General features: G+C 67.8%; 19 protein-coding genes. 12 read left to right on the forward strand and 7 right to left on the reverse strand.

Annotation, left to right across the window (positions count from 1 at the left end):
* Positions 1 to 4 precede the first annotated feature (4 nt).
* From G524_RS0108485 to G524_RS0108515, 7 genes are all read left to right on the forward strand, one after another.
* A complete protein-coding gene (locus G524_RS0108485; RefSeq protein ID WP_027443333.1) occupies positions 5 to 1,087 on the forward strand; it encodes an acyl-CoA dehydrogenase family protein in 1,083 nt (360 codons plus the stop codon).
* 25 nt (positions 1,088 to 1,112) lie between these two features.
* Positions 1,113 to 1,538, forward strand: a complete 426-nt coding sequence (locus G524_RS15385) for a Zn-ribbon domain-containing OB-fold protein (protein WP_036857667.1) — start codon at positions 1,113 to 1,115, stop codon at positions 1,536 to 1,538.
* Positions 1,535 to 2,698, forward strand: a complete 1,164-nt coding sequence (locus G524_RS0108495) for a thiolase family protein (protein ID WP_027443334.1) — start codon at positions 1,535 to 1,537, stop codon at positions 2,696 to 2,698. The genes G524_RS15385 and G524_RS0108495 overlap by 4 nt, the downstream gene beginning before the upstream one ends.
* Entirely contained in the window at positions 2,695 to 3,465 is a 771-nt protein-coding gene (locus tag G524_RS0108500; protein ID WP_027443335.1) for an SDR family NAD(P)-dependent oxidoreductase, read from the forward strand. The genes G524_RS0108495 and G524_RS0108500 overlap by 4 nt, the downstream gene beginning before the upstream one ends.
* 1 nt (position 3,466) lies before the next feature.
* On the forward strand, positions 3,467 to 4,231 hold the full coding sequence (locus tag G524_RS0108505) for a ThuA domain-containing protein (RefSeq protein ID WP_051221015.1): 765 nt from the start codon (positions 3,467 to 3,469) through the stop codon (positions 4,229 to 4,231).
* Positions 4,232 to 4,268: 37 nt separating this feature from the next.
* Complete coding sequence (locus G524_RS0108510) at positions 4,269 to 5,477, forward strand: acyl-CoA dehydrogenase family protein (protein ID WP_027443337.1); 1,209 nt, start codon at positions 4,269 to 4,271, stop codon at positions 5,475 to 5,477.
* A gap of 109 nt (positions 5,478 to 5,586) precedes the next feature.
* Positions 5,587 to 6,489, forward strand: a complete 903-nt coding sequence (locus tag G524_RS0108515) for an SDR family oxidoreductase (protein WP_027443338.1) — start codon at positions 5,587 to 5,589, stop codon at positions 6,487 to 6,489.
* A gap of 25 nt (positions 6,490 to 6,514) precedes the next feature.
* Here the strand turns inward: G524_RS0108515 and G524_RS0108520 are convergent, their stop codons facing one another.
* On the reverse strand, positions 6,515 to 7,300 hold the full coding sequence (locus tag G524_RS0108520) for an enoyl-CoA hydratase (RefSeq protein WP_051221017.1): 786 nt from the start codon (positions 7,298 to 7,300) through the stop codon (positions 6,515 to 6,517).
* On the reverse strand, positions 7,297 to 7,986 hold the full coding sequence (gene ung / locus G524_RS0108525) for a uracil-DNA glycosylase (protein WP_027443340.1): 690 nt from the start codon (positions 7,984 to 7,986) through the stop codon (positions 7,297 to 7,299). Before ung ends, G524_RS0108520 begins: the two co-directional genes overlap by 4 nt.
* Before the next feature lie 84 nt (positions 7,987 to 8,070).
* Here ung and G524_RS0108530 point away from each other — a divergent pair, with 84 nt between their 5' ends.
* The 3 genes from G524_RS0108530 to G524_RS0108540 are packed head-to-tail and all read left to right on the forward strand — an operon-like array spanning position 8,071 to position 9,948.
* Complete coding sequence (locus G524_RS0108530; RefSeq protein WP_027443341.1) at positions 8,071 to 8,691, forward strand: ribonuclease D; 621 nt, start codon at positions 8,071 to 8,073, stop codon at positions 8,689 to 8,691.
* A 25-nt stretch (positions 8,692 to 8,716) separates the two neighbouring features.
* On the forward strand, positions 8,717 to 9,391 hold the full coding sequence (locus G524_RS0108535) for a hypothetical protein (protein WP_027443342.1): 675 nt from the start codon (positions 8,717 to 8,719) through the stop codon (positions 9,389 to 9,391).
* Entirely contained in the window at positions 9,388 to 9,948 is a 561-nt protein-coding gene (locus G524_RS0108540; protein ID WP_036857669.1) for an LptA/OstA family protein, read from the forward strand. Before G524_RS0108535 ends, G524_RS0108540 begins: the two co-directional genes overlap by 4 nt.
* A 19-nt stretch (positions 9,949 to 9,967) precedes the next feature.
* Here the strand turns inward: G524_RS0108540 and G524_RS0108545 are convergent, their stop codons facing one another.
* The 5 genes from G524_RS0108545 to G524_RS0108565 form a co-directional block, all read right to left on the reverse strand.
* Entirely contained in the window at positions 9,968 to 11,371 is a 1,404-nt protein-coding gene (locus G524_RS0108545; protein ID WP_027443344.1) for an exopolysaccharide biosynthesis polyprenyl glycosylphosphotransferase, read from the reverse strand.
* Between the two features lie 107 nt (positions 11,372 to 11,478).
* Positions 11,479 to 12,543 carry a DNA polymerase III subunit delta gene (gene holA, locus G524_RS0108550; RefSeq protein WP_027443345.1) on the reverse strand — a complete coding sequence of 355 codons (1,065 nt, stop codon included), beginning with the start codon at positions 12,541 to 12,543 and terminating at the stop codon, positions 11,479 to 11,481.
* The gene (gene lptE, locus G524_RS0108555; protein WP_027443346.1) at positions 12,540 to 13,040 is read right to left on the reverse strand and encodes an LPS assembly lipoprotein LptE; all 501 of its coding nucleotides are present in this window, start codon (positions 13,038 to 13,040) and stop codon (positions 12,540 to 12,542) included. The genes holA and lptE overlap by 4 nt, the downstream gene beginning before the upstream one ends.
* Positions 13,040 to 15,565: a leucine--tRNA ligase gene (leuS, locus tag G524_RS0108560; protein WP_027443347.1), complete on the reverse strand. Its 2,526-nt coding sequence runs from the start codon at positions 15,563 to 15,565 to the stop codon at positions 13,040 to 13,042. The genes lptE and leuS overlap by 1 nt, the downstream gene beginning before the upstream one ends.
* A 22-nt stretch (positions 15,566 to 15,587) precedes the next feature.
* Complete coding sequence (locus tag G524_RS0108565; protein WP_051221038.1) at positions 15,588 to 15,995, reverse strand: DUF3576 domain-containing protein; 408 nt, start codon at positions 15,993 to 15,995, stop codon at positions 15,588 to 15,590.
* 402 nt (positions 15,996 to 16,397) lie between these two features.
* Between G524_RS0108565 and G524_RS0108570 the strand changes: the two genes are divergently transcribed.
* Together G524_RS0108570 and phbB are read left to right on the forward strand one after the other, a co-directional pair.
* Positions 16,398 to 17,147, forward strand: coding sequence for a hypothetical protein (locus G524_RS0108570; RefSeq protein WP_156894051.1), 750 nt, complete (start codon positions 16,398 to 16,400; stop codon positions 17,145 to 17,147).
* Between the two features lie 130 nt (positions 17,148 to 17,277).
* Positions 17,278 to 18,000, forward strand: coding sequence for an acetoacetyl-CoA reductase (phbB, locus tag G524_RS0108575; RefSeq protein ID WP_027443350.1), 723 nt, complete (start codon positions 17,278 to 17,280; stop codon positions 17,998 to 18,000).
* Positions 18,001 to 18,043: the final 43 nt, after the last annotated feature.

Consider the following 18,043-nt stretch of genomic DNA (forward strand, 5'->3'; position numbering starts at 1 on the left):
GCCCATGAATTTCGATCTTTCCGAAGAGCAGCAGATGTTCGTGGCCGCGGTGGAGCGCTTTGCCGCGCCCATCGACGTGCCGGCGCGGCGGCGCCTGCGCGCCAGCCCGGGCGGCTATGACCGGGCGCGCTGGCAGGAGCTGGCGGGGCTCGGCCTCATCGCGCTTGCCGCGGGCGAGGCGGCGGGCGGGCTGGGCGGCGCGCCGATCGATCTGGCGCTGGTGGCCGAGGCGCTGGGCAAGGCCAATGCCCCCGATCCGCTGATCGAGCTGGGATTTCTGCCGGCGCTGCTGCTCGAACGCGGCGGCGAAGCCGAGGTGCTCGCCCGGGTGATCGGTGGCGAGACCATCGCCACCTTCGCCTGGACCGAGCGCGCGCAGCGCTACAGCCTCACCCCCCGCGCCACCCGGGCCGAGGCCAGGGGCGATGACTTTGCCCTTACGGGCGAAAAGACCATGGTGATGGGTGCAGGCCTTGCCGACCTGTTCATCGTCACCGCCGAGTGCGCCGGCGAGACCGCCTGCTTTCTGGTGGAAAGGGATGCGCCGGGCCTTGAGCTGCGGCCCTATCGCCTTGCCGATGGCAGCATCGCCGGCGAGCTGCGCCTCACCCGCACCCCGGCGCGCGCGCGCCTCGCGCTTGATGCCGCAGCGCTCGGCGAGGTTGCCGCCGATGTGCGCCTTTATGCCGCGGCCGAGATGGTCGGCCTGGGCCAGCGGCTGCTCGAGGACACGCTCGCCTATGTCAAGCAGCGCGAGCAGTTCGGCGTTGCCATCGGCAGCTTCCAGGCGCTCCAGCACCGCCTCGTCGATTGCTATGCCCGGGCCGAGCAGGTGCGCTCGATGCTCTATCGCGCCGCGCTCACCGATCGGGCCGATGCCACCGCCTGGCAGCGCGCCGCCGCCGGGGCCAAGGCCTATATCAGCGAGAATGTCGATGCCATCGCCCGCGAGGCGGTGCAGATGCACGGCGGCATGGGGATCACCGATGAACTGGCGATCGGCCATGCGATGAAGCGCGTCCTGCTGCTCGCGCGCCTGTTCGGCGATGCCGACAGCGTGCTCGCCGAATATGCGCAGGCAGCCTGAGCGCGCGGGGAGGGGACAGGAGAGCATGGGCGAGAAGATCGATCCCAATCTGTGGAGCGACGATCCCGAACCGCACCTCATCGGCGGGCGGCTGCCTTCGGGCGAGATCGTCTTTCCGATGCCGGTGGGCGATGCGGCCGAGGGGGTTACGCCTTACAAGCTCAAGCGCCGCGGGCGCCTGTGGTCGTGGACCACGCAGGGCTTCCTGCCCAAGGAGCCCTATATCGGCCCCGGTGCCGGGCCGGGCGAAGGGCCAGAAGACTTCAAGCCCTTCCTCCTCGGCTATGTCGAACTTCCCGGTGAAGTGATCGTCGAGAGCCGCCTCGTCGATTGCCAGCTTGCCGATCTGCACCTCGGCATGGAGCTGGAACTGTGCATCGTGCCCTTCAACGCGCGCTATGACACCTTCGCCTTCCGTCCTGTCAGCATCAGCGAGGCCCAAGCCGCATGAGCGAGAATGTCTACATCATCGGCGCCGGGATCCACCCCTTTGGCCGCACCGAGGGCCGCTCGGGCCGCGAGCAAGGGGTGGTGGCGGTGCGCGAGGCGCTGAAGGATGCGGGGCTCGAATGGGCCGATATCGAATGCGCCTACGGCGGCTCGGCCGCGGCCGGCAATGCCGATATCATGGTCAACGAGCTGGGCCTTACCAGCCTGCCCTTCACCAATGTCGCCAATGGCTGCGCCACCGGGGGCAGCGCGCTCGCCTCGGCCCAGCAGGCGATCGCCAGCGGCATGTATGACCTGGCCCTGGCGGTGGGCTTCGACAAGCATCCGCGCGGCGCCTTCAACGCCAAGCCTGCCGATTATGGCCTGCCCGACTGGTATGGGCAGACCGGGATGATGCTGACCACGCAGTTCTTCGCGCTCAAGATCCAGCGCTACATGCAGCTTCACGGCATCAGCCGGCGCACGCTTGGCCTCGTGGCCGAAAAGGCCTTCCGCAACGGCAGCCTTGCCCCCCATGCCTGGCGGCGCAGCCCGGTCGATCTCGACACGATCCTCAACGCCCCCGTGATCAACGATCCGCTGACCAAATACATGTTCTGCTCGCCCTCCGAAGGGGCGGTGGCGCTGATCCTGGCGTCGGAGAAGAAGATGCGCGCGCTGGGCGCGGATGGCGTGAAGATCCGCGCCATCGCGGTCAAGACCCGCCCGCCCCATTCCTTCGAGGTGTTCCAGCCCGGGGTGAGCATCGAGGAGGGCGGCAAGCCCACGGTGCTCGCCAGCAAGGCCGCCTTCGCGCGCGCCGGGATCGGGCCGGAGGACATTTCGGTTGCCCAGCTCCAGGACACCGAAAGCGGGGCAGAGATCATGCACATGGCCGAAAACGGCTTCTGCAAGGATGGCGAACAGGAAGAATGGCTCGCCAATGGCTGGAGCGAGATCGGCGGGCGCCTGCCGATCAACACCGATGGTGGGTGCCTGGCCTGCGGCGAGCCGATCGGGGCCTCGGGCCTGAGGCAGGTCTATGAGAACGTCACCCAGCTGCGCCAGCGCGCCGGGGCGCGGCAGGTGCCCGGGCGCGACGGCAAGGGGCCGCGCTTCGGCTACAGCCATGTCTATGGCGCCCCGGGGCTTTCGGCGGTGGCGATCCTGGAGCGCGCATGAGCCGGATGGAGGGCAAGGTCGCGCTGGTCTCGGGCGGCGCGGAAGGGATCGGCGCGGCGGTGGCCCGCGCGATCGTGGCCGAGGGCGGCAGCGTGATGCTGGGCGATGTCCAGCTTGACAAGGCCGAGGCCCTGGCGCGCGAACTGGGCGATCGCGCCGCGGCGGTGGCGCTTGATGTGCGCGCGCTTGACCAGTGGGAAGCCGCGGTGGCGGCGACCCAGGCGCGCTTCGGCAAGCTCACCGTGCTTGCCAATATCGCCGGGATTTCCGAGCCCGGCACGGTGACCGATGGCCCGCTCGAGCTGTGGCACCGCACCCTTGCGATCAACCTCACCGGGCCGTTCTACGGGATGCGCGCGGCGATCCCGGCGATGGTGGCAAGCGGCGAGCCTTGCGCGATCGTCAATATCGGCTCGATGATCGCATTGCGGCCCGCGGCCTTCGTCGCCGCCTATTCGGCCTCCAAGACCGGCCTGCGCGGGCTCACCCAGTCGGTCGCGCTCGATCTGGCCGCGCGCGGGCTGCCGATCCGGGTCAACATGGTGCACCCGGGCGCGATCCGCACCCCGATGTATGAGCGCTACAAGTTCTCCGGCGCCGACAGCCCCGAGAACATTGAGGCCAATTTTGCCGCCACCCATCCGATGAACCGCATCGGCGAGCCGGAGGAAGTCGCCCGCGCGGTGGTGTTTCTCGCCAGTGACGAGGCCGGCTTTACCACCGGCTGCGATTTCACCGTCGATGGCGGCGGGTCGATAAGGAGCTGACATGGCAGACCATGGAGATCAGCCCGCGCGGCGCATCGATGCCCATTTCATCGCCGCGGGCAAGTATCACGATATCGACCATGCCCGGCTCGAGATCCTGAAGCTCCTCGCCGAGCATCCGCAGGTCCGCACCACGGTGGCCTGCGACTATTCGGGGCTCGAACGGCTCGATCAGTGCCGCTTTCTCATCACCTATACCTGCGATCTGATGCCCACGCCCGAGGAGGCCGCGCAGCTGCGCGCGTGGATGGAAAAGGGCGGCAAGTGGATGGCGCTGCACGGCACCAATTCGATCCTCGTCTTCACCCCCGAGGGCCTGGTCGATGCGCCCGAGACGCGCCCGGATGTGATGGAGATGCTGGGCACGCAGTTCCTTGCCCATCCGCCGATCGACAAGTTCTTGGTCGAGGTGGTCGATGGCGCGCACGAGCTGACGCGCGGCATCGCCGATTTCGAGGTGGTGGACGAGCTTTACCTTTCTACCACCACCGCGCCGATCGAAACGCTGATGCAGACCAGCTTCGAAGGCGAGGCCACCGGCTTTACCCGCAGCCACTGGGACAAGACCAGCGTGCCTATCCTTTATACGAGGAAGATCGGCGCGGGGCAGATCATATACAATACGCTCGGCCATTGCCGCGGGCATTATGACCTTCCCGGCATGGTCGATTTCTATCCGCACAAGGAAATGTGCGCGTGGAATTACGATGTCTATTATGAGCTTTTGCGGCGCACCATCCGCTGGGCCATGAGAGACGGGGCCTGAACGGACAGAGACTTGCGACGCCTGGGATCGAACTGACATGGACATGGATTTCTCGCCCGAGGATCTCGCCTTCCGCGAGGAAGTGCGCGCTTTCCTCAAGGACAACCTGCCCGAGCGGCTGCGCGATGGGGCGCGGCGCACGCCGGGGGTTTTCGTTGAGCCCGATATCGGGATGGAATGGCACCGCATCCTCTACAGAAAGGGCTGGGTCGCCCCTCACTGGCCCAAGGAGGATGGCGGCACCGGCTGGACCCCGACGCAGAAATTCATTTTCGAGAAGGAATGCGCGCTCGCCGGCGCCCCGGCGCTCGCCATTCTCGGCTTGCGCCTGGTTGGCCCAGTGATCTGCGAATTCGGCACGCCCGAGCAGAAGGCGCGCTTCCTGCCGCGCATCCTTTCGGGCGAGGATTACTGGTGCCAGGGCTATTCCGAGCCGGGTTCGGGCTCCGACCTTGCATCCCTGAAGACCTCCGCCCGGCTGGAGGGGGATGAATATGTCATCAACGGCTCGAAGATCTGGACCACCCACGCCCACCACGCCAACTGGATCTTCGCGCTGGTGCGCACCGATCCCACGGTGAAGAAGCAGCAGGGGATCAGCTTCCTCCTGGTGCCGATGGATCAGCCCGGGGTGGAGGTGACGCCGATCTATTCGATGTCGGGCGATCACGAGGTCAACCAGGTGTTCTTCACCAATGCCCGCACCCATGTGTCGAACCGCATCGGCGCAGAAGGGCAGGGCTGGAGCATCGCCAAGTTCCTGCTCGAAAACGAGCGCGGCGGATCGTGCTTTGCCCCACGCCTCCTGCAATCGATCGAGCGGCTCGAGACGCTGGCGCGCACCCAGCCTTCGGGCGTCAACGGGGCGATCGCCCACGATCCGCGCTTCCGTGATCGGCTGGCGCGGGTCAGGCTCGAGGCCGAGGCGCTCGAGGTGACCGAGCTGCGCATCCTGGCCGAACTGGCCAAGGGGCGCGGGCCCGGACCGCAGACCTCGCTGGTCAAGCTGCTCGGCGCCAATATCGGCCAGCAGGTCGATACCTTGCGGCTCGAACTGCTCGGCCCGGACGCCCTGCAACTGCCGCTCGAACGCCCGCTCTATGGCAACGAGGCGCCCGAGCCGGTCGGCAGCGAATATGCCCAGATCGCCATGGGCCGCTATCTCAACAACCGCGCCGCCACCATCTTCGGCGGATCGGACGAGGTGCAGAAGAACATCATTGCCAAGACCGTGCTGGGGCTGTGAGGCTGAAACCGCCCGCCTGAGGCCGCGTTGAGGGCAAGCGCCAAGCGCTTGATCGGCCGCGCCGCGCAGCCGGCGGCTGGCAGAGAAGTGACGAGGAAGGACACATCCCATGGACGTTTCAAAGCTGATGTTCCGCGATGGCCTGATGGAAGGCGAGCGCATCCTGGTGACCGGCGGGGGCACGGGGCTTGGGCGCGAGATGGCCGAGGCCTTCCTCGCGCTGGGGGCGACGGTCTATATCTGCGGGCGGCGGCAGTCCAAGCTCGACGAGACCGCCGCCGAACTCACCGAGCGCCACGGCGGCAAGATCGTCGGCATGGCCTGCGACATCCGCGATGCCGACATGATCCACGAGATGGTTGACCGGATCTGGGCCGATGGCGGGGCGCTGACCGGCGTGGTCAACAATGCCGCGGGCAACTTCATCAGCCGCACCGAGGATCTTTCGGTGGGCGGCTTTAATGCCATTGCCGATATCGTCATGCGCGGCACCTTCTATGTCACGCTCGATGTCGGCAAGCGGCTGATCAAGGAGAAGAAGAAGGCAAGCTTCCTCTCGATCCTCACCACCTGGGTGTGGTCGGGCAGCGCCTTCGTGGTGCCGAGCGCGATGAGCAAGACCGCGATCCACGCCATGACCCAGAGTCTTGCCACCGAATGGGGCCGCTATGGCCTCAGGTTCAATGCCATCGCCCCCGGCCTGTTTCCGACCAAGGGCATGAACGCAAGGCTCAATCCGGGGAGCAGCGGCGACAATCAGAAGAACCTGCTCAACCCCATGGGCCGCGCCGGGGAGATGCACGAGCTTGCCAATCTCGCGGTGTTCCTGATGGCCAAGGGGGCCGAATATGTGAACGGCCAGACCATCGCCATCGACGGGGCGGGCTTCCAGGCCAATGGCGGCACCTTTTACCCCATGCTCCACGCGCTCGGCGATGCCGAGTGGGAGGCGATGCGGGCGATGATCAAGGGCACCAACGAGAAGGACAAGGCCGAGCGCACCGTCGGCTGACGCGCGCCCCGGATCGGCCTTGCTCTCAGCCCTGGCTGCGCCCGCGCGCCTGCACCGCGGCGCGGCGCGCCTCGACCGCCTGCGGGCTGACCGCGGCATTGGCCGCGGCTGAACGCGCGGCCTCGAGCGCGAGACCCTCGGCCAGGCTCACGGCAAAGCCATCATCGATGAGGCGCTTGTAGGCGGCAAGGAAGGCCGGGTCGATCCCGGCCATGTCGCCTGCAAGGCGGCGGGCGAGCGGCAGGAGTTCCTCGGGCGCGACGACGTGGTTGACCAGCCCCCAGGCATGGGCCGTGTGGGCATCGAGGAAATTGCCGGTAAAGGCCAGTTCCTTGGCCCGCGAAATGCCGATCATCCGGCTCAGCTTCTGCGACAGGCCCCAGCCCGGCACGATCCCCACCCGCGCATGGGTATCGGCAAAGCGGGCAGTGGTGCTGGCGATCAGCACGTCGCAGGCGAGCGCCAGTTCGAAGCCGCCGGTGATCGCCACCCCGTTGATCGCCCCGATCACCGGCTTGGAGCATTGTTCGACTGCTTTGACCGGATTGTCGGCCGGATCGGTGGCATTGGCGCTGCCGAGCGCGCCCGCCTCGCTCCCCAGTTCCTTCAGATCAAGCCCGGCGGTAAAGGCGCGCGTGCCCGCCCCGGTGAGGATCACCACGCGCACGGCCTCATCGCCATCGAGCGCGCGCATCACTTCGGCCAGGCGCGCGCGCAGCGCCCGGTTGAGCGCGTTCATCGCCCCGGGCCGGTTGAGGGTGACGGTGGCGATGCCCTCGGCCACTTCGCACAGAACCACATCCGCGATCATTCCAGTCTCCAGTCGATGGTGCCGCGCCCATTCGCCGCAAGGAAGGCGTTAGTCTGGCTGAACGGGCGCGAGCCGAAAAAGCCGCTGTGCGCGGACAGCGGGCTGGGGTGGGGCGATGAAAGGACGAGATGGTGCGAGGGGCGCGCCAATTCGCGCACCCGGCTCGCCTTCTTGCGCGCGTGGCTGCCCCACAGGATGAACACGCTCGGCTCTGCCCGCGCCGCCACCGCGGCAACGCAGGCATCGGTGATCGCATCCCAGCCGCGCCCGGCGTGGCTGCCGGCCTTGCCCGCCTCGACCGTGAGCGTGTTGTTGAGCAGCAGCACCCCCTGGCGCGCCCAGGGCGAAAGATCGCCGCAGCGCGGCACGGGTACGCCGCAATCGGCCGCAAGCTCCTTGAAGATATTGACCAGCGAGGGCGGCAGCGGCACCCCGGCGCGCACCGAGAAGGCAAGGCCATGTGCCTGGCCCGCCCCGTGATAGGGATCCTGCCCGAGGATCACGCAGCGCACCGTCTCGAGCGGGGTGAGCGCCAAGGCCGCCAGCCGCTCCCCGCGCGGGGGATAGATTGCTTTGCCCGCGGCTTCCTCGGCCGTGAGCCAGCCGCCCAGCCGCCGCGCCTCGGGCGCGGCGAGCACGGGTTCGAGCACGCCGCGCCAGCTTTCGGGAAGCGATTCGCCTGCCATTGCGCGGCGCAAATTCGCACGCCGCGGCCAAGCGGGCCAATCGGCGCTTTCACTCTTTCCCCAATCGGCGTAGGGCGCGGGGCCATGGCTGTGCATTTCCACGAAGAAGACCTGCCCGCCGGTGTGCTGGTGAATGATCGCCCGCTGGCGGTGGATACCGAAACCATGGGCCTTGTCACCCACCGCGACCGGCTGTGCGTGGTGCAATTGTCCGACGGCACGGGCGATGAACACCTGGTGCGCTTTGCCCCGGGCAGCACCTATGACGCGCCAAATCTCAAGGCGGTGCTGGGCGATCCGGCACGGCTCAAGATCTTCCACTTCGCCCGCTTCGATCTGGCCGCGATCCAGCACTATCTGGGGGTGATGGCAGCGCCGGTGTTCTGCACCAAGATCGCCAGCCGCCTGACCCGCACCTATACCGACCGGCATGGCCTCAAGAACCTCGTCGAGGAACTGCTGGGCGAGACCATTTCCAAGCAGCAGCAATCCTCCGATTGGGGCGGGCCGGTGCTCTCCGAGGCCCAGCGCGACTATGCCGCCTCGGACGTGCGCTATCTCCACGCCCTGCGCGATGAGCTTGCCGCGCGCCTCGCGCGCGAGGGGCGCAGCGCGCTCGCCCAGGCGTGCTTCGACTTCCTCCCCGCCCGCGCGCTGCTCGATCTGGCCGGCTGGGGCGAGGCCGATATCTTCAGCCACGTGTAAGGGGCAAGAAGGCACAGCCGGCAGCATGGCCCCCGTCCACCACAGCGCGCAGGAGACCAACGAGGCACGGATGCTGCGCAGCCGGCGCCAGCACTTTGCCGCGCCCGGCGGCACGCATGACCGGCTGGTTGGCTTTCTCGCCCGCGCCCTGCCGATGGCAGTGGGGGTGATCGCGGCGCTGATGATCCTCACCCCGCTTTCGCCGCGCGGGGAGGTGAGCTTCCTGCTCGATCGCAACAAGGTGGCGGTGATCCCCGATCGCCTCAGCGTCGCCAATGCCATGTATCGCGGGCGCGACAGCGCCGGGCGCCCCTTCGCGCTCACCGCCGGGGCGGCGGTGCAGCGCTCGAGCCGCGAGGGGCTGGTGCGGATGGAGGACCTCGTCGCGCAATTGCTGTTGAGCGACGGGCCGGCGCGGCTTTCCGCGCGCGGCGGGGTCTATGACATCAGAGCCGAAACCGTCACCATCGACGGGCCGGTGCGCTTCACCGCCAGCGATGGCTATGCCATGATCGCGCGTGGCGTGGCGATCGATCTCAAGGCGCGCCGGCTGCGCGGCGAGGACGGCGTCTCGGGCGAGGTTCCGGCCGGCACCTTTTCCGCCCGCCGGCTCGAGGCCGATCTTGCCAGCCGCACGATCACGCTTGAAGGCGATGCCCGCCTGACCATGGTGCCCGGAGAATTGAGGATGCCGCGATGACCGATCTGCCCCCTTCCCGCCCTTCGCTTGCCCGGCTGGCGCTTGGCTGGGGCGCGGGCGGCTTCGCGCTCGCCGCGGTGCTGGCCGGCGGGATCGAGCTTAACGCGCAGACGCTGGCCGGGCACGATTCGAATGCGCCGGTGAGCTTCGATGCCCAGCGCATCGAATTGCAGGACCGGGCCAACCGGGTGATCCTTTCGGGCGATGTGGTGATCGAGCAGGCCGGGCTGCGGCTGCGTTCGGACCGCACGCTGGTCGATTTCACCGATGCCGGGCGGCTCGAACTCCAGCGCATCACCGCCACTGGCGGGGTGGTGGTCACCCGCGGCGAGGAACAGGCCACCGGCGACAGCGCGATCTATGACGTGGGCCGGCGGATCATCACCATGGCCGGCAATGTCCGCCTGCGCCGCGGCGTCACCGACCGGCTCGAGGGCGGGCGGCTGGTGATCGATCTCAACAGCCGCAATGCCAGCGTCGATGGCAGCGGGGCGCGCCCGGGCCGCGTCACCGGCACCTTCAATGTCCCGCAGCGGCGCGAGGGCAAGCAGCCCTAGGGAAGAAGGCTCGCCTGCCTCAATAGGCGTTGCGGTGGCACAGCACCATCACGGTGCGCAGCATGATGCCGATGTCGCGGCGCAGCGACCAGCCCGAGATATATTCAAGATCGGACTGGAGCCGGTCGGTCAGGTCCTTCTCCTGCTCGGTCGCGCCGCGATGGCCGCGCACCTGGGCCAGCCCGGTCAGCCCCGGCTTGAGGCAGCGCCGCTGCCAGTACTTGCGGTCGATATCCCAGAAATACTTGTTGTTGGCGCGGCTGCCGAGCGCGTGGGGGCGCGGGCCGACGATCGACATCTCGCCCTTCAAAACGTTGAGGATCTGCGGCAATTCGTCGATGCTGGTGCGGCGGATGAAGGCGCCGATGCGGGTGATGCGGTCATCATCGCGCGCGGTTGAACGCTCGCCATTGGGATCGAGCTTCTCGGGCCGCATCGAGCGAAACTTGTACATCTCGAAGAACTGGTTGCCGCGCCCCAGCCGCCGCTGCACGAACAGCACCGGGCCGCCGTCCTCGAGCTTGATCAGCAGCGCCACCAGCAGCAGCAGCGGGGAGAGCAGCACCAGCGCGGCGCTGGCCACCACCAGATCGAAGCCGCGCTTCAGGATGCGCGCGCGCAGGGCCAGCGGCCCGGTCGAGACCACCAGCGTGGTGCGCCCGATGTCGTCATAGCGGTGCACGCCCACTGCCCCGAGGCTGTGCGCCGGCTCGCTCACGATCTCGCCATAGACCCCGGCGCATTTGAGCAGGAAGGCCCACTCGCCGCGGCGCTCCTGCGGGCAGGAGACCACGACGTGATCCTGGTTGCGCAAGAGCTTGCCCAGGCGATCGAGCATGAAGGGATCATGGCTCGCCGGATCGAGGCTGAACTCGCGCGCCGAGATCGTCTCGGCCCCGGCATAGGCAAAGCTCGGCCCGCCATCATCGATCACCAGGTGGTTCGACACCCGCCCGCCCCAACGCCGCGCGATCACCATCGCCATCACCCGGCGCAAGGCCACCAGCAGCACCGCGGTGAACAGCATCCCCAGCGTCACCGCGGCGCGCGAGAAATCCTCGTTCGACTTGGTGTAGAAGGCGAGGAAATTGACCAGTGCAGCGGTGATCACCAGCGCGGTGAGCGCCTTGCGCACCCCCAGCAGCCAGTCATTGAGGGCGCCGATCCCGTAGGTGCCGTTGTAGAGCGCGATGGTGAAATAAACCGGCAGCATCGCCTGGGCCGCCACCATGGCATTGGTTTCCCACCAGCGCCCTTCCCAGATCAGCGCGGCCAGCGCGAAGCTCAGATTGAGCAAGGCCCCGTCGATCAGCATCAGCAGCATATAGGCCCGCAACCGGCGCCGTTCGAGCGAGGGGGCGATCTTGCGATCGACCGATTCGTGTCGGATGGCATCGAGCAGTTGCGACGTGACGCGGTTCATGAAGTCCCTTCCCCCGGCGGGCGCGACCCCTCATGACTCTTATGTAGTTTTACTTATACACCCATACGTCATTTGTGCGCGTGCGAAAAACGGCTCGTCACATTTTGCTACCGCTTCGCAGCAAAACGGCCAATCTCCGCCAGTTCCTGGGCCAGCAGCAGCTCGGCCGCCTGGCTGTTTGCCAGAAGGGTGCGGTGCAGCATCGCGAGTCGCGCGATCAGCCGGTCGAGCCGAGTCTCCCCGCCGGCGCGGCCTGCCGGGCGCATCCAGCGCTCGAATTGCTGGGTGATCGCGCGTTCCTCGCGGAAGAAGATGCCAAGCTGGAGCTTCTCGGCCGGTGACAGGGCCTGGATGCGCCCCTGCGGGCCGAGCTTCGCCGCGATCTGCGCCAGCTGCGCCGCGCGCCGCTCGAGCGCGAGCACCACGCCCAAGGGATTGAGTGCCAGCTCGCGCATCCGCCGCACCTCGCCGCCGATGCGCGCAAGCTCGCCGCCGAGCACGGCGTTGACCAGGGGGGCAAGGCTGTCCTCCTCGGTGGCAGCGCCGATCGCGGCGTGATCGGCAGGCGTCACCGCCTTGGGCGCCGTGGGATCGGCATCGCAATAGAGCGCGAGCTTGTCGATCTCGGACTGGGCGAGGCGCACGTCGAGCCCGGCGGCCCGGGCGATGCGCTCGGCAAGATCGCCGCCGAGCCTGAGACCCGCCGCATCCGCCATCGCCCGCACCGCCTGGGTCACCGCGGCAAGATCGGGCGGATGGAACATCGCCACCAGCGCATCGCTGCGCTTTTCCAGCAGCTTGGCGGTGCGCGACTTGTCGCTCGCGCCGCTGGCGACCACGATCACTGGCGCGGCCTCGCCCGCGCCCGCCGCGGCGGTCTCGATCAGGAACTGGAGCGCATCATGGGCCTCATCGCCCTGGGCACGCACCCAGATGTGGCGCGCGCCCCCGAACAGCGAGGCCGAGCGCGCCTCATCGCCCAGCCGGGCGGGATCGCGCTTGAGCTCGGCCCCGGCGAGCTCCACCCGCTCGCTCGGATCGGGCAGGCTGGCCACCAGGCGGTTGGCCGCGGCGCTCGCCCCGGCCTCGTCAGGCCCGCAGAAGAAGAAGATCCGCAAGCCCAGGAAGCTCGCGGGCACCCCGCGCAGGAAATCCTTCTGGGTCGCCTTCACCGCCCGCCCCGGGCCTCGGCCCGCAAGGTCAGCGCGACCTGAGTGGCGATACGGTCAGCCACTTCGAGCGCGAGGTTTTCGAGCGCCTTCTGCTCGGCGGCAATCGTGGCATATTCGCTCGAGACCACGTCGATCCCCGCATCGGCCCCGGCGGTGGCATCGAGCAGCACCGCGCCGCTCGCCAGATCAATAAGCTGATAGCGCGCCCGCAGGATGCGCCGCTCGCGGGTGATGGTGTCGTCATTGAGCACGCCGAGCGCCTCGAGCGAATCGTCGAGCCTGACATCGAGCCGGTAACGCGGCACATCGTCACCGGAAAGGCCGAGCCGGGCATCGAGCGCGTTCTTGACCAGCCAGCCGCCCTGCCCCGGGATCGCCGGCACCTCGACGGCAGCCAGCCCCGCGGCAAGGCTGCCCCCCGCCCCGCCGCCATACATCGGCGAAAGCCCGCAGGCGGCGAGCAGCAGCGAGGCGAGCAGGGGCAAAAGGGCGCGCATCAGGTGACGATATTGACCAGCCGGTCGGGCACCACAATCACCTTGCGCACCGGCGCTCCGGCGAGCGAGCGTTGCAGGTTGGGCGCGGCAAGGGCGAGGGCCTCGAGCGTCGCGCGGTCGGCCCCCTTGGGCGCGGTGACGGTGTCGCGCAGCTTGCCCATGTGCTGCACCGCGATGGTGACCTCGTCCTCGACCAGCAGCGCCGGATCGGCCTCGGGCCACGCGCTCTCGGCGACAAGACCGGTGTTGCCCATCGCCGCCCAGGCTTCCTCGGCAAGGTGTGGCATCATCGGGGCGATGAGCTGGGCAAGCGTGCGGATCGCCTCCGAGCGGCTGGCCGAAGGCGCGGCCTTCTCGATGGCGCCGGCAAGTTCATAGATGCGCGCCACCGCCTTGTTGAAGGCCAGCGCCTCGATATCACCGGCCACGGCGGCGATGGTCTGATGGGCCTTGCGCGCGAGCGCCTGGTCCTCGCCGGTGGCGGCAGGGTCATGGGCCTTAAACAGGCGCCAGAGCCGCTGGACAAAGCGCGCGCAGCCCTCGATCCCGGCATCGGACCAGGGCAGATCGCGCTCGGGCGGCGAATCGGAAAGCATGAACCAGCGCACCGCATCGGCACCGTGGCGCGCGATGATCGCATCGGGATCGACGACGTTCTTCTTCGACTTCGACATCTTGATGACGCGGCCGATCTCAACCGGCGCGCCATCGGCGATCAGGGTTGCGCCCTCGGCGGTGCGGCTCACTTCCTCGGGGCCATAGAACACCGGCACGCCGCGCGCTGCATCGATGCGGCTGTAGGTCTCGTGGGTCACCATGCCCTGGGTGAACAGCGCGGCGAAAGGCTCTGTGAGGTTGAGCTTGCCGATCCGCGCCAGCGCCCTTGTCCAGAAGCGGGCATAGAGCAGGTGCAGGATCGCATGCTCGATCCCGCCGATATAGTGCTTGACCGGCAGCCACTTGGCGACTTCTTCAGGGTCGAAGGGCTTGTCGGCCGGCTGGCTGGCAAACCGCAGGAAATACCACGAGGAATCGACGAAGGTGTCGAGCGTGTCGGTCTCGCGCAGAGCGGGCTTGCCGCATTGCGGGCAGGCGACATGCTTCCAGGTCGGGTGGCGCTCGAGCGGGTTTCCGGGAATGTCGAAAGTCACATCCTCGGGCAGGGTGACGGGGAGCTGATCCCGCGGCACCGGCACCACGCCGCAGGCCTCGCAATGGATGAAGGGGATCGGCGTTCCCCAATAGCGCTGGCGCGAAACGCCCCAGTCGCGCAGGCGCCACACCGTGGTGCCGCGGCCCCAGCCTTCGGCCTCGGCGCGGGCGATCACCGCCTGCTTGGCCGCCGCGACGCTCATCCCGTCGAGGAAATCGCTGTTGACGATCACCCCGTCGCCCGCTTCCGCCTCGCGGGCGAAGGGCGCATCGGCCTCGCTCGGATCGCGCGCCACCACCCGAAGGATCGGCAGGCCATACTTGCTGGCAAACTCAAAATCGCGCTGGTCATGCCCCGGCACGCCCATCACCGCGCCGGTGCCATATTCCATCAGCACGAAATTGGCGATGAACACCGGCAGGGGCGCGCCCGTGAAGGGGTGGCGGGCGGTGAGCGCGGTGCGATAGCCCAGCTTTTCCGCGGTTTCGAGCGCGGCGGCGGTGGTGGCGCCCTTCTGGCATTCGGCGATGAAGGCGGCGATCTTGGGATCGCCTTCGCCAAGGCGCTGGGCGATCGGGTGATCGGCGGCAATGGCAACGAAGCTCGCGCCGAAGATGGTGTCGGGCCGGGTGGTGTAGACCGGCAGCGTGGCGCCGTCCGAGAGATCGAAGGAGAACTCGAGCCCCTGGCTCTTGCCGATCCAGTTCTCCTGCATCAGCCGCACCTTCTCGGGCCAGTTCTCGAGGCTTTCGAGGCCCTGGAGCAGCTCCTCGGCAAAATCGGTGATCTTGAGGAACCACTGGCTGAGCTTGCGCTTCTCGACCTCGGCGCCCGAGCGCCAGCCCTTCCCGTCGATCACCTGCTCGTTGGCGAGCACGGTCATATCGACCGGATCCCAGTTGACGGTCGATTCCTTGCGATAGACGAGGCCGGCCTCGTAGAGATCGAGGAACAGCGCCTGTTCATGGCCGTAATATTCGGGATCGCAGGTGGCAAATTCGCGGCTCCAGTCGAGCGCGAAGCCGAGCCGCTGCAATTGTGCCTTCATCTGGGCGATGTTGGCGCGGGTCCAATCGCCGGGGTGCACCCCCTTTTCCATCGCCGCGTTCTCGGCCGGCATCCCAAAGGCATCCCAACCCATCGGGTGCAGCACCTCGGCCCCACGCATCTTGAGATAGCGCGCCAGCACATCGCCCATGGTGTAATTGCGCACATGACCCATGTGGATGCGCCCCGAAGGATAGGGGAACATCTCGAGGATATAGGCCTTGGGCTTGGGGCTTTGCGAATCGGCCCTGAAGCTGCCAGCCTCGGCCCAGGCGCGCTGCCAGCGCCCGTCAGCCACGGACGGATCGAAACGGGTCTCGCTCATGCGGGTGGTTCCGGTGGCGGGTTTACGAAGCCAGCGCCTGGCGCCGCAAATCGCGCGCCTTGGTGAGGATGATGTCCTCGAGCTTCTGCACCGTGGCAGCCTGCACGGGCGCTTCCACCCAGACGCCATTGCTGATGACCTGACGGCTCGCCGCCACCCGCAGCGCATCGGCGCGCAGGTCCTGATCGAGGATGGTCACGGTCAGCTTCACCCGCTCACCCGGGTTGGCCGGGTTGGCATACCAGTCGGTCACGATCACGCCCCCGGCGCTGTCGGCCTGGAGCAGCGGGGCAAAGCTCACCGTCTCGAGCGCGGCGCGCCAGAGATAGGCATTGACGCCAATGGTGTTGATCTGCGCCGCGGCAAGCTCGGTGCGCGGACGCTCGTTGCCGCCACAGGCCGCAAGCCCAAGCAGGGCCGCACCTGCCATCACGGCCGGGATGGTGCGGAAAGGCACCGGGCGGAAGCGGGCAAAGGGGGCGCGTGTCACTGCCGGATCGTCCTTATCGTCATGCTTGCGCCTGCTCTATAGCCGCATGGCAGCTTGCGGCAAGCATCATCCGCCCCGCGCGCCAAGCCGATCACGGCCTTGGCACCCTTTGCCGCGGGTGAATGCCCGTTGCGGACGGCCTCAGGCAATTGTGTGCCTGAGGCCACAGGTTCTTGCCAAAACCCCGCGCCCCAGTGTGCAAGCCATTGCACCTTATCGGCAATGGCCTATCACCTTTTTGGCAAGGTGCCTTTCGACTCATCCCGGGTTAAGGCTGCCATGCTAGGCACGGCGGAAATGCCGGCAGGTTTGCAGATGGGTTGCATGGTCATGGCAAGGCGGATGATCACGGCGGAAAGGGCGCGGCGCAAGCTGCCGCTCCTTGGCCTGTGCGCCGCGCTGGCGCTGGCAGTGCCGAGCACCGGCTGGGCGCTGGCCACATCGCTGTCCGGGGCGGAAGCCCGCGCCGCGCTCGAGGCTGCGGGCCTCGGCGTGTTCACCCCGGCCAAGGTCGATCCCGAGCTTGCCGCCCGGGTGGCGGACAAGGCGCGCCTCCACGGGCTGCGCTTCACCCCGGCGCGGGCCAAGCCGCTTGAAGGCTCGCGCACGGTGACGGTGGCGGTGCGGGTCGATGACGAGGCGGCACGGGCGATCTCGGTGCGCAAGCCGATCGAGGCGGCGCCGGGCCGCGGCCTCGGGCTGGCCGGGATCGATGTCAGCCGCTTCCAGCTTGGCGCCGCGCGCGGCTATGAAAGCTTTGCCCGCAAGGTCGATCTCTCGGCGAGCGTGCGCCCGATGGCCTTGCCCGATCTTGCCCAGTTCGAGCCTTCGCGCCCCAAGGCGGAAGAAAAGCCGGGCCGCTGGCAGACCCGCATCGCGCTTGAGGATCGCGCCATCGCCGGGCGCTCGCCCAATACGCTCGATGCCACCGCCGCGCAGTCGGTCGAGGTGGCGGGCAGTTTCCGGCTCTCGCGCAATCTCAATGTCACCGCCGGGGTGCGCTATTCGCAGGAGCGTGACCGTCTCAGCCCGCTGACCAGCTCGGTGCAGGACAGCCAGGCGGTCTACGTCGGCACCCAGATCAAGTTCTAGGGGCCGGCTGGCCCCCTTCTCCATTCCGCCCCGCCGCCGCGGCGCGCGCGCATAGCTATTCCCCGCTTTTCCTTCCGCTACGGCACGGCTAGGTTGGCCGCGCCAGCACAGCAGATTGGGGAGAACAGGCATGGGCCGGGTTGCGATCGTCACCGGAGGAACGCGCGGGATCGGCGAGGCGATCTGCCGCCGCCTCCAGCGCCAGGGCCACAAGGTGATCGCCAATTATGCCGGCAATGATGACAAGGCGCGCGCCTTCACCGAGGCGACCGGCATTCCCGCCTACAAGTGGGACGTGGGCGATCACGAGGCCTGCCTTGAAGGCTGCGCCCGCATCGCCGCCGAGCATGGGCCGATCGAGATCGTCATCAACAACGCCGGGATCACCCGTGATGCCACCCTGCACAAGATGAGCTTCGAGGACTGGAACGAGGTGATCCGCATCAACCTTGGCGGCTGCTTCAACATGGCCAAGGCGACCTTTCCGGGCATGCGCGAGCGCGGCTGGGGGCGGATCGTCAATATCGGCTCGATCAACGGGCAGGCCGGGCAATATGGCCAGGTCAATTATGCCGCCGCCAAGAGCGGTATCCACGGCTTCACCAAGGCGCTGGCGCAGGAGGGCGCCAAGTTCGGGGTGACGGTCAATGCCATCGCGCCGGGCTATATCGACACCGACATGGTCGCCGCGGTGCCCGCGCCGGTGCTGGAGAAGATCGTGGCGAAAATCCCGGTCGGCCGGCTCGGCATGGCCGAAGAGATCGCCCGCGGCGTTGCCTTCCTCACCTCGGAAAATGCCGGCTTCATCACCGGCTCTACCATCAGCATCAACGGCGGGCAGCACATGTATTGAGGCGGGGCGCAGGCGGGCAGCAATCCGCCCCCCGCGCCCCCTC

It is taken from the genome of Erythrobacter cryptus DSM 12079, from assembly GCF_000422985.1.
Lineage (GTDB): Bacteria > Pseudomonadota > Alphaproteobacteria > Sphingomonadales > Sphingomonadaceae > Erythrobacter > Erythrobacter cryptus.

Excerpts from the sequence above, each read along its gene's own strand:
- G524_RS0108485 (WP_027443333.1), top strand. The coding sequence starts at position 5 with ATGAATTTCGATCTTTCCGAAGAGCAGCAGATGTTCGTGGCCGCGGTG.
- G524_RS15385 (WP_036857667.1), top strand. The coding sequence starts at position 1,113 with ATGGGCGAGAAGATCGATCCCAATCTGTGGAGCGACGATCCCGAACCG.
- G524_RS0108495 (WP_027443334.1), top strand. The coding sequence starts at position 1,535 with ATGAGCGAGAATGTCTACATCATCGGCGCCGGGATCCACCCCTTTGGC.
- G524_RS0108500 (WP_027443335.1), top strand. The coding sequence starts at position 2,695 with ATGAGCCGGATGGAGGGCAAGGTCGCGCTGGTCTCGGGCGGCGCGGAA.
- G524_RS0108505 (WP_051221015.1), top strand. The coding sequence starts at position 3,467 with ATGGCAGACCATGGAGATCAGCCCGCGCGGCGCATCGATGCCCATTTC.
- G524_RS0108510 (WP_027443337.1), top strand. The coding sequence starts at position 4,269 with ATGGACATGGATTTCTCGCCCGAGGATCTCGCCTTCCGCGAGGAAGTG.
- G524_RS0108515 (WP_027443338.1), top strand. The coding sequence starts at position 5,587 with ATGGACGTTTCAAAGCTGATGTTCCGCGATGGCCTGATGGAAGGCGAG.
- G524_RS0108520 (WP_051221017.1), bottom strand. The coding sequence starts at position 7,300 with ATGATCGCGGATGTGGTTCTGTGCGAAGTGGCCGAGGGCATCGCCACC.
- ung (WP_027443340.1), bottom strand. The coding sequence starts at position 7,986 with ATGGCAGGCGAATCGCTTCCCGAAAGCTGGCGCGGCGTGCTCGAACCC.
- G524_RS0108530 (WP_027443341.1), top strand. The coding sequence starts at position 8,071 with ATGGCTGTGCATTTCCACGAAGAAGACCTGCCCGCCGGTGTGCTGGTG.
- G524_RS0108535 (WP_027443342.1), top strand. The coding sequence starts at position 8,717 with ATGGCCCCCGTCCACCACAGCGCGCAGGAGACCAACGAGGCACGGATG.
- G524_RS0108540 (WP_036857669.1), top strand. The coding sequence starts at position 9,388 with ATGACCGATCTGCCCCCTTCCCGCCCTTCGCTTGCCCGGCTGGCGCTT.
- G524_RS0108545 (WP_027443344.1), bottom strand. The coding sequence starts at position 11,371 with ATGAACCGCGTCACGTCGCAACTGCTCGATGCCATCCGACACGAATCG.
- lptE (WP_027443346.1), bottom strand. The coding sequence starts at position 13,040 with ATGCGCGCCCTTTTGCCCCTGCTCGCCTCGCTGCTGCTCGCCGCCTGC.
- leuS (WP_027443347.1), bottom strand. The coding sequence starts at position 15,565 with ATGAGCGAGACCCGTTTCGATCCGTCCGTGGCTGACGGGCGCTGGCAG.
- G524_RS0108565 (WP_051221038.1), bottom strand. The coding sequence starts at position 15,995 with ATGGCAGGTGCGGCCCTGCTTGGGCTTGCGGCCTGTGGCGGCAACGAG.
- G524_RS0108570 (WP_156894051.1), top strand. The coding sequence starts at position 16,398 with ATGATCACGGCGGAAAGGGCGCGGCGCAAGCTGCCGCTCCTTGGCCTG.
- phbB (WP_027443350.1), top strand. The coding sequence starts at position 17,278 with ATGGGCCGGGTTGCGATCGTCACCGGAGGAACGCGCGGGATCGGCGAG.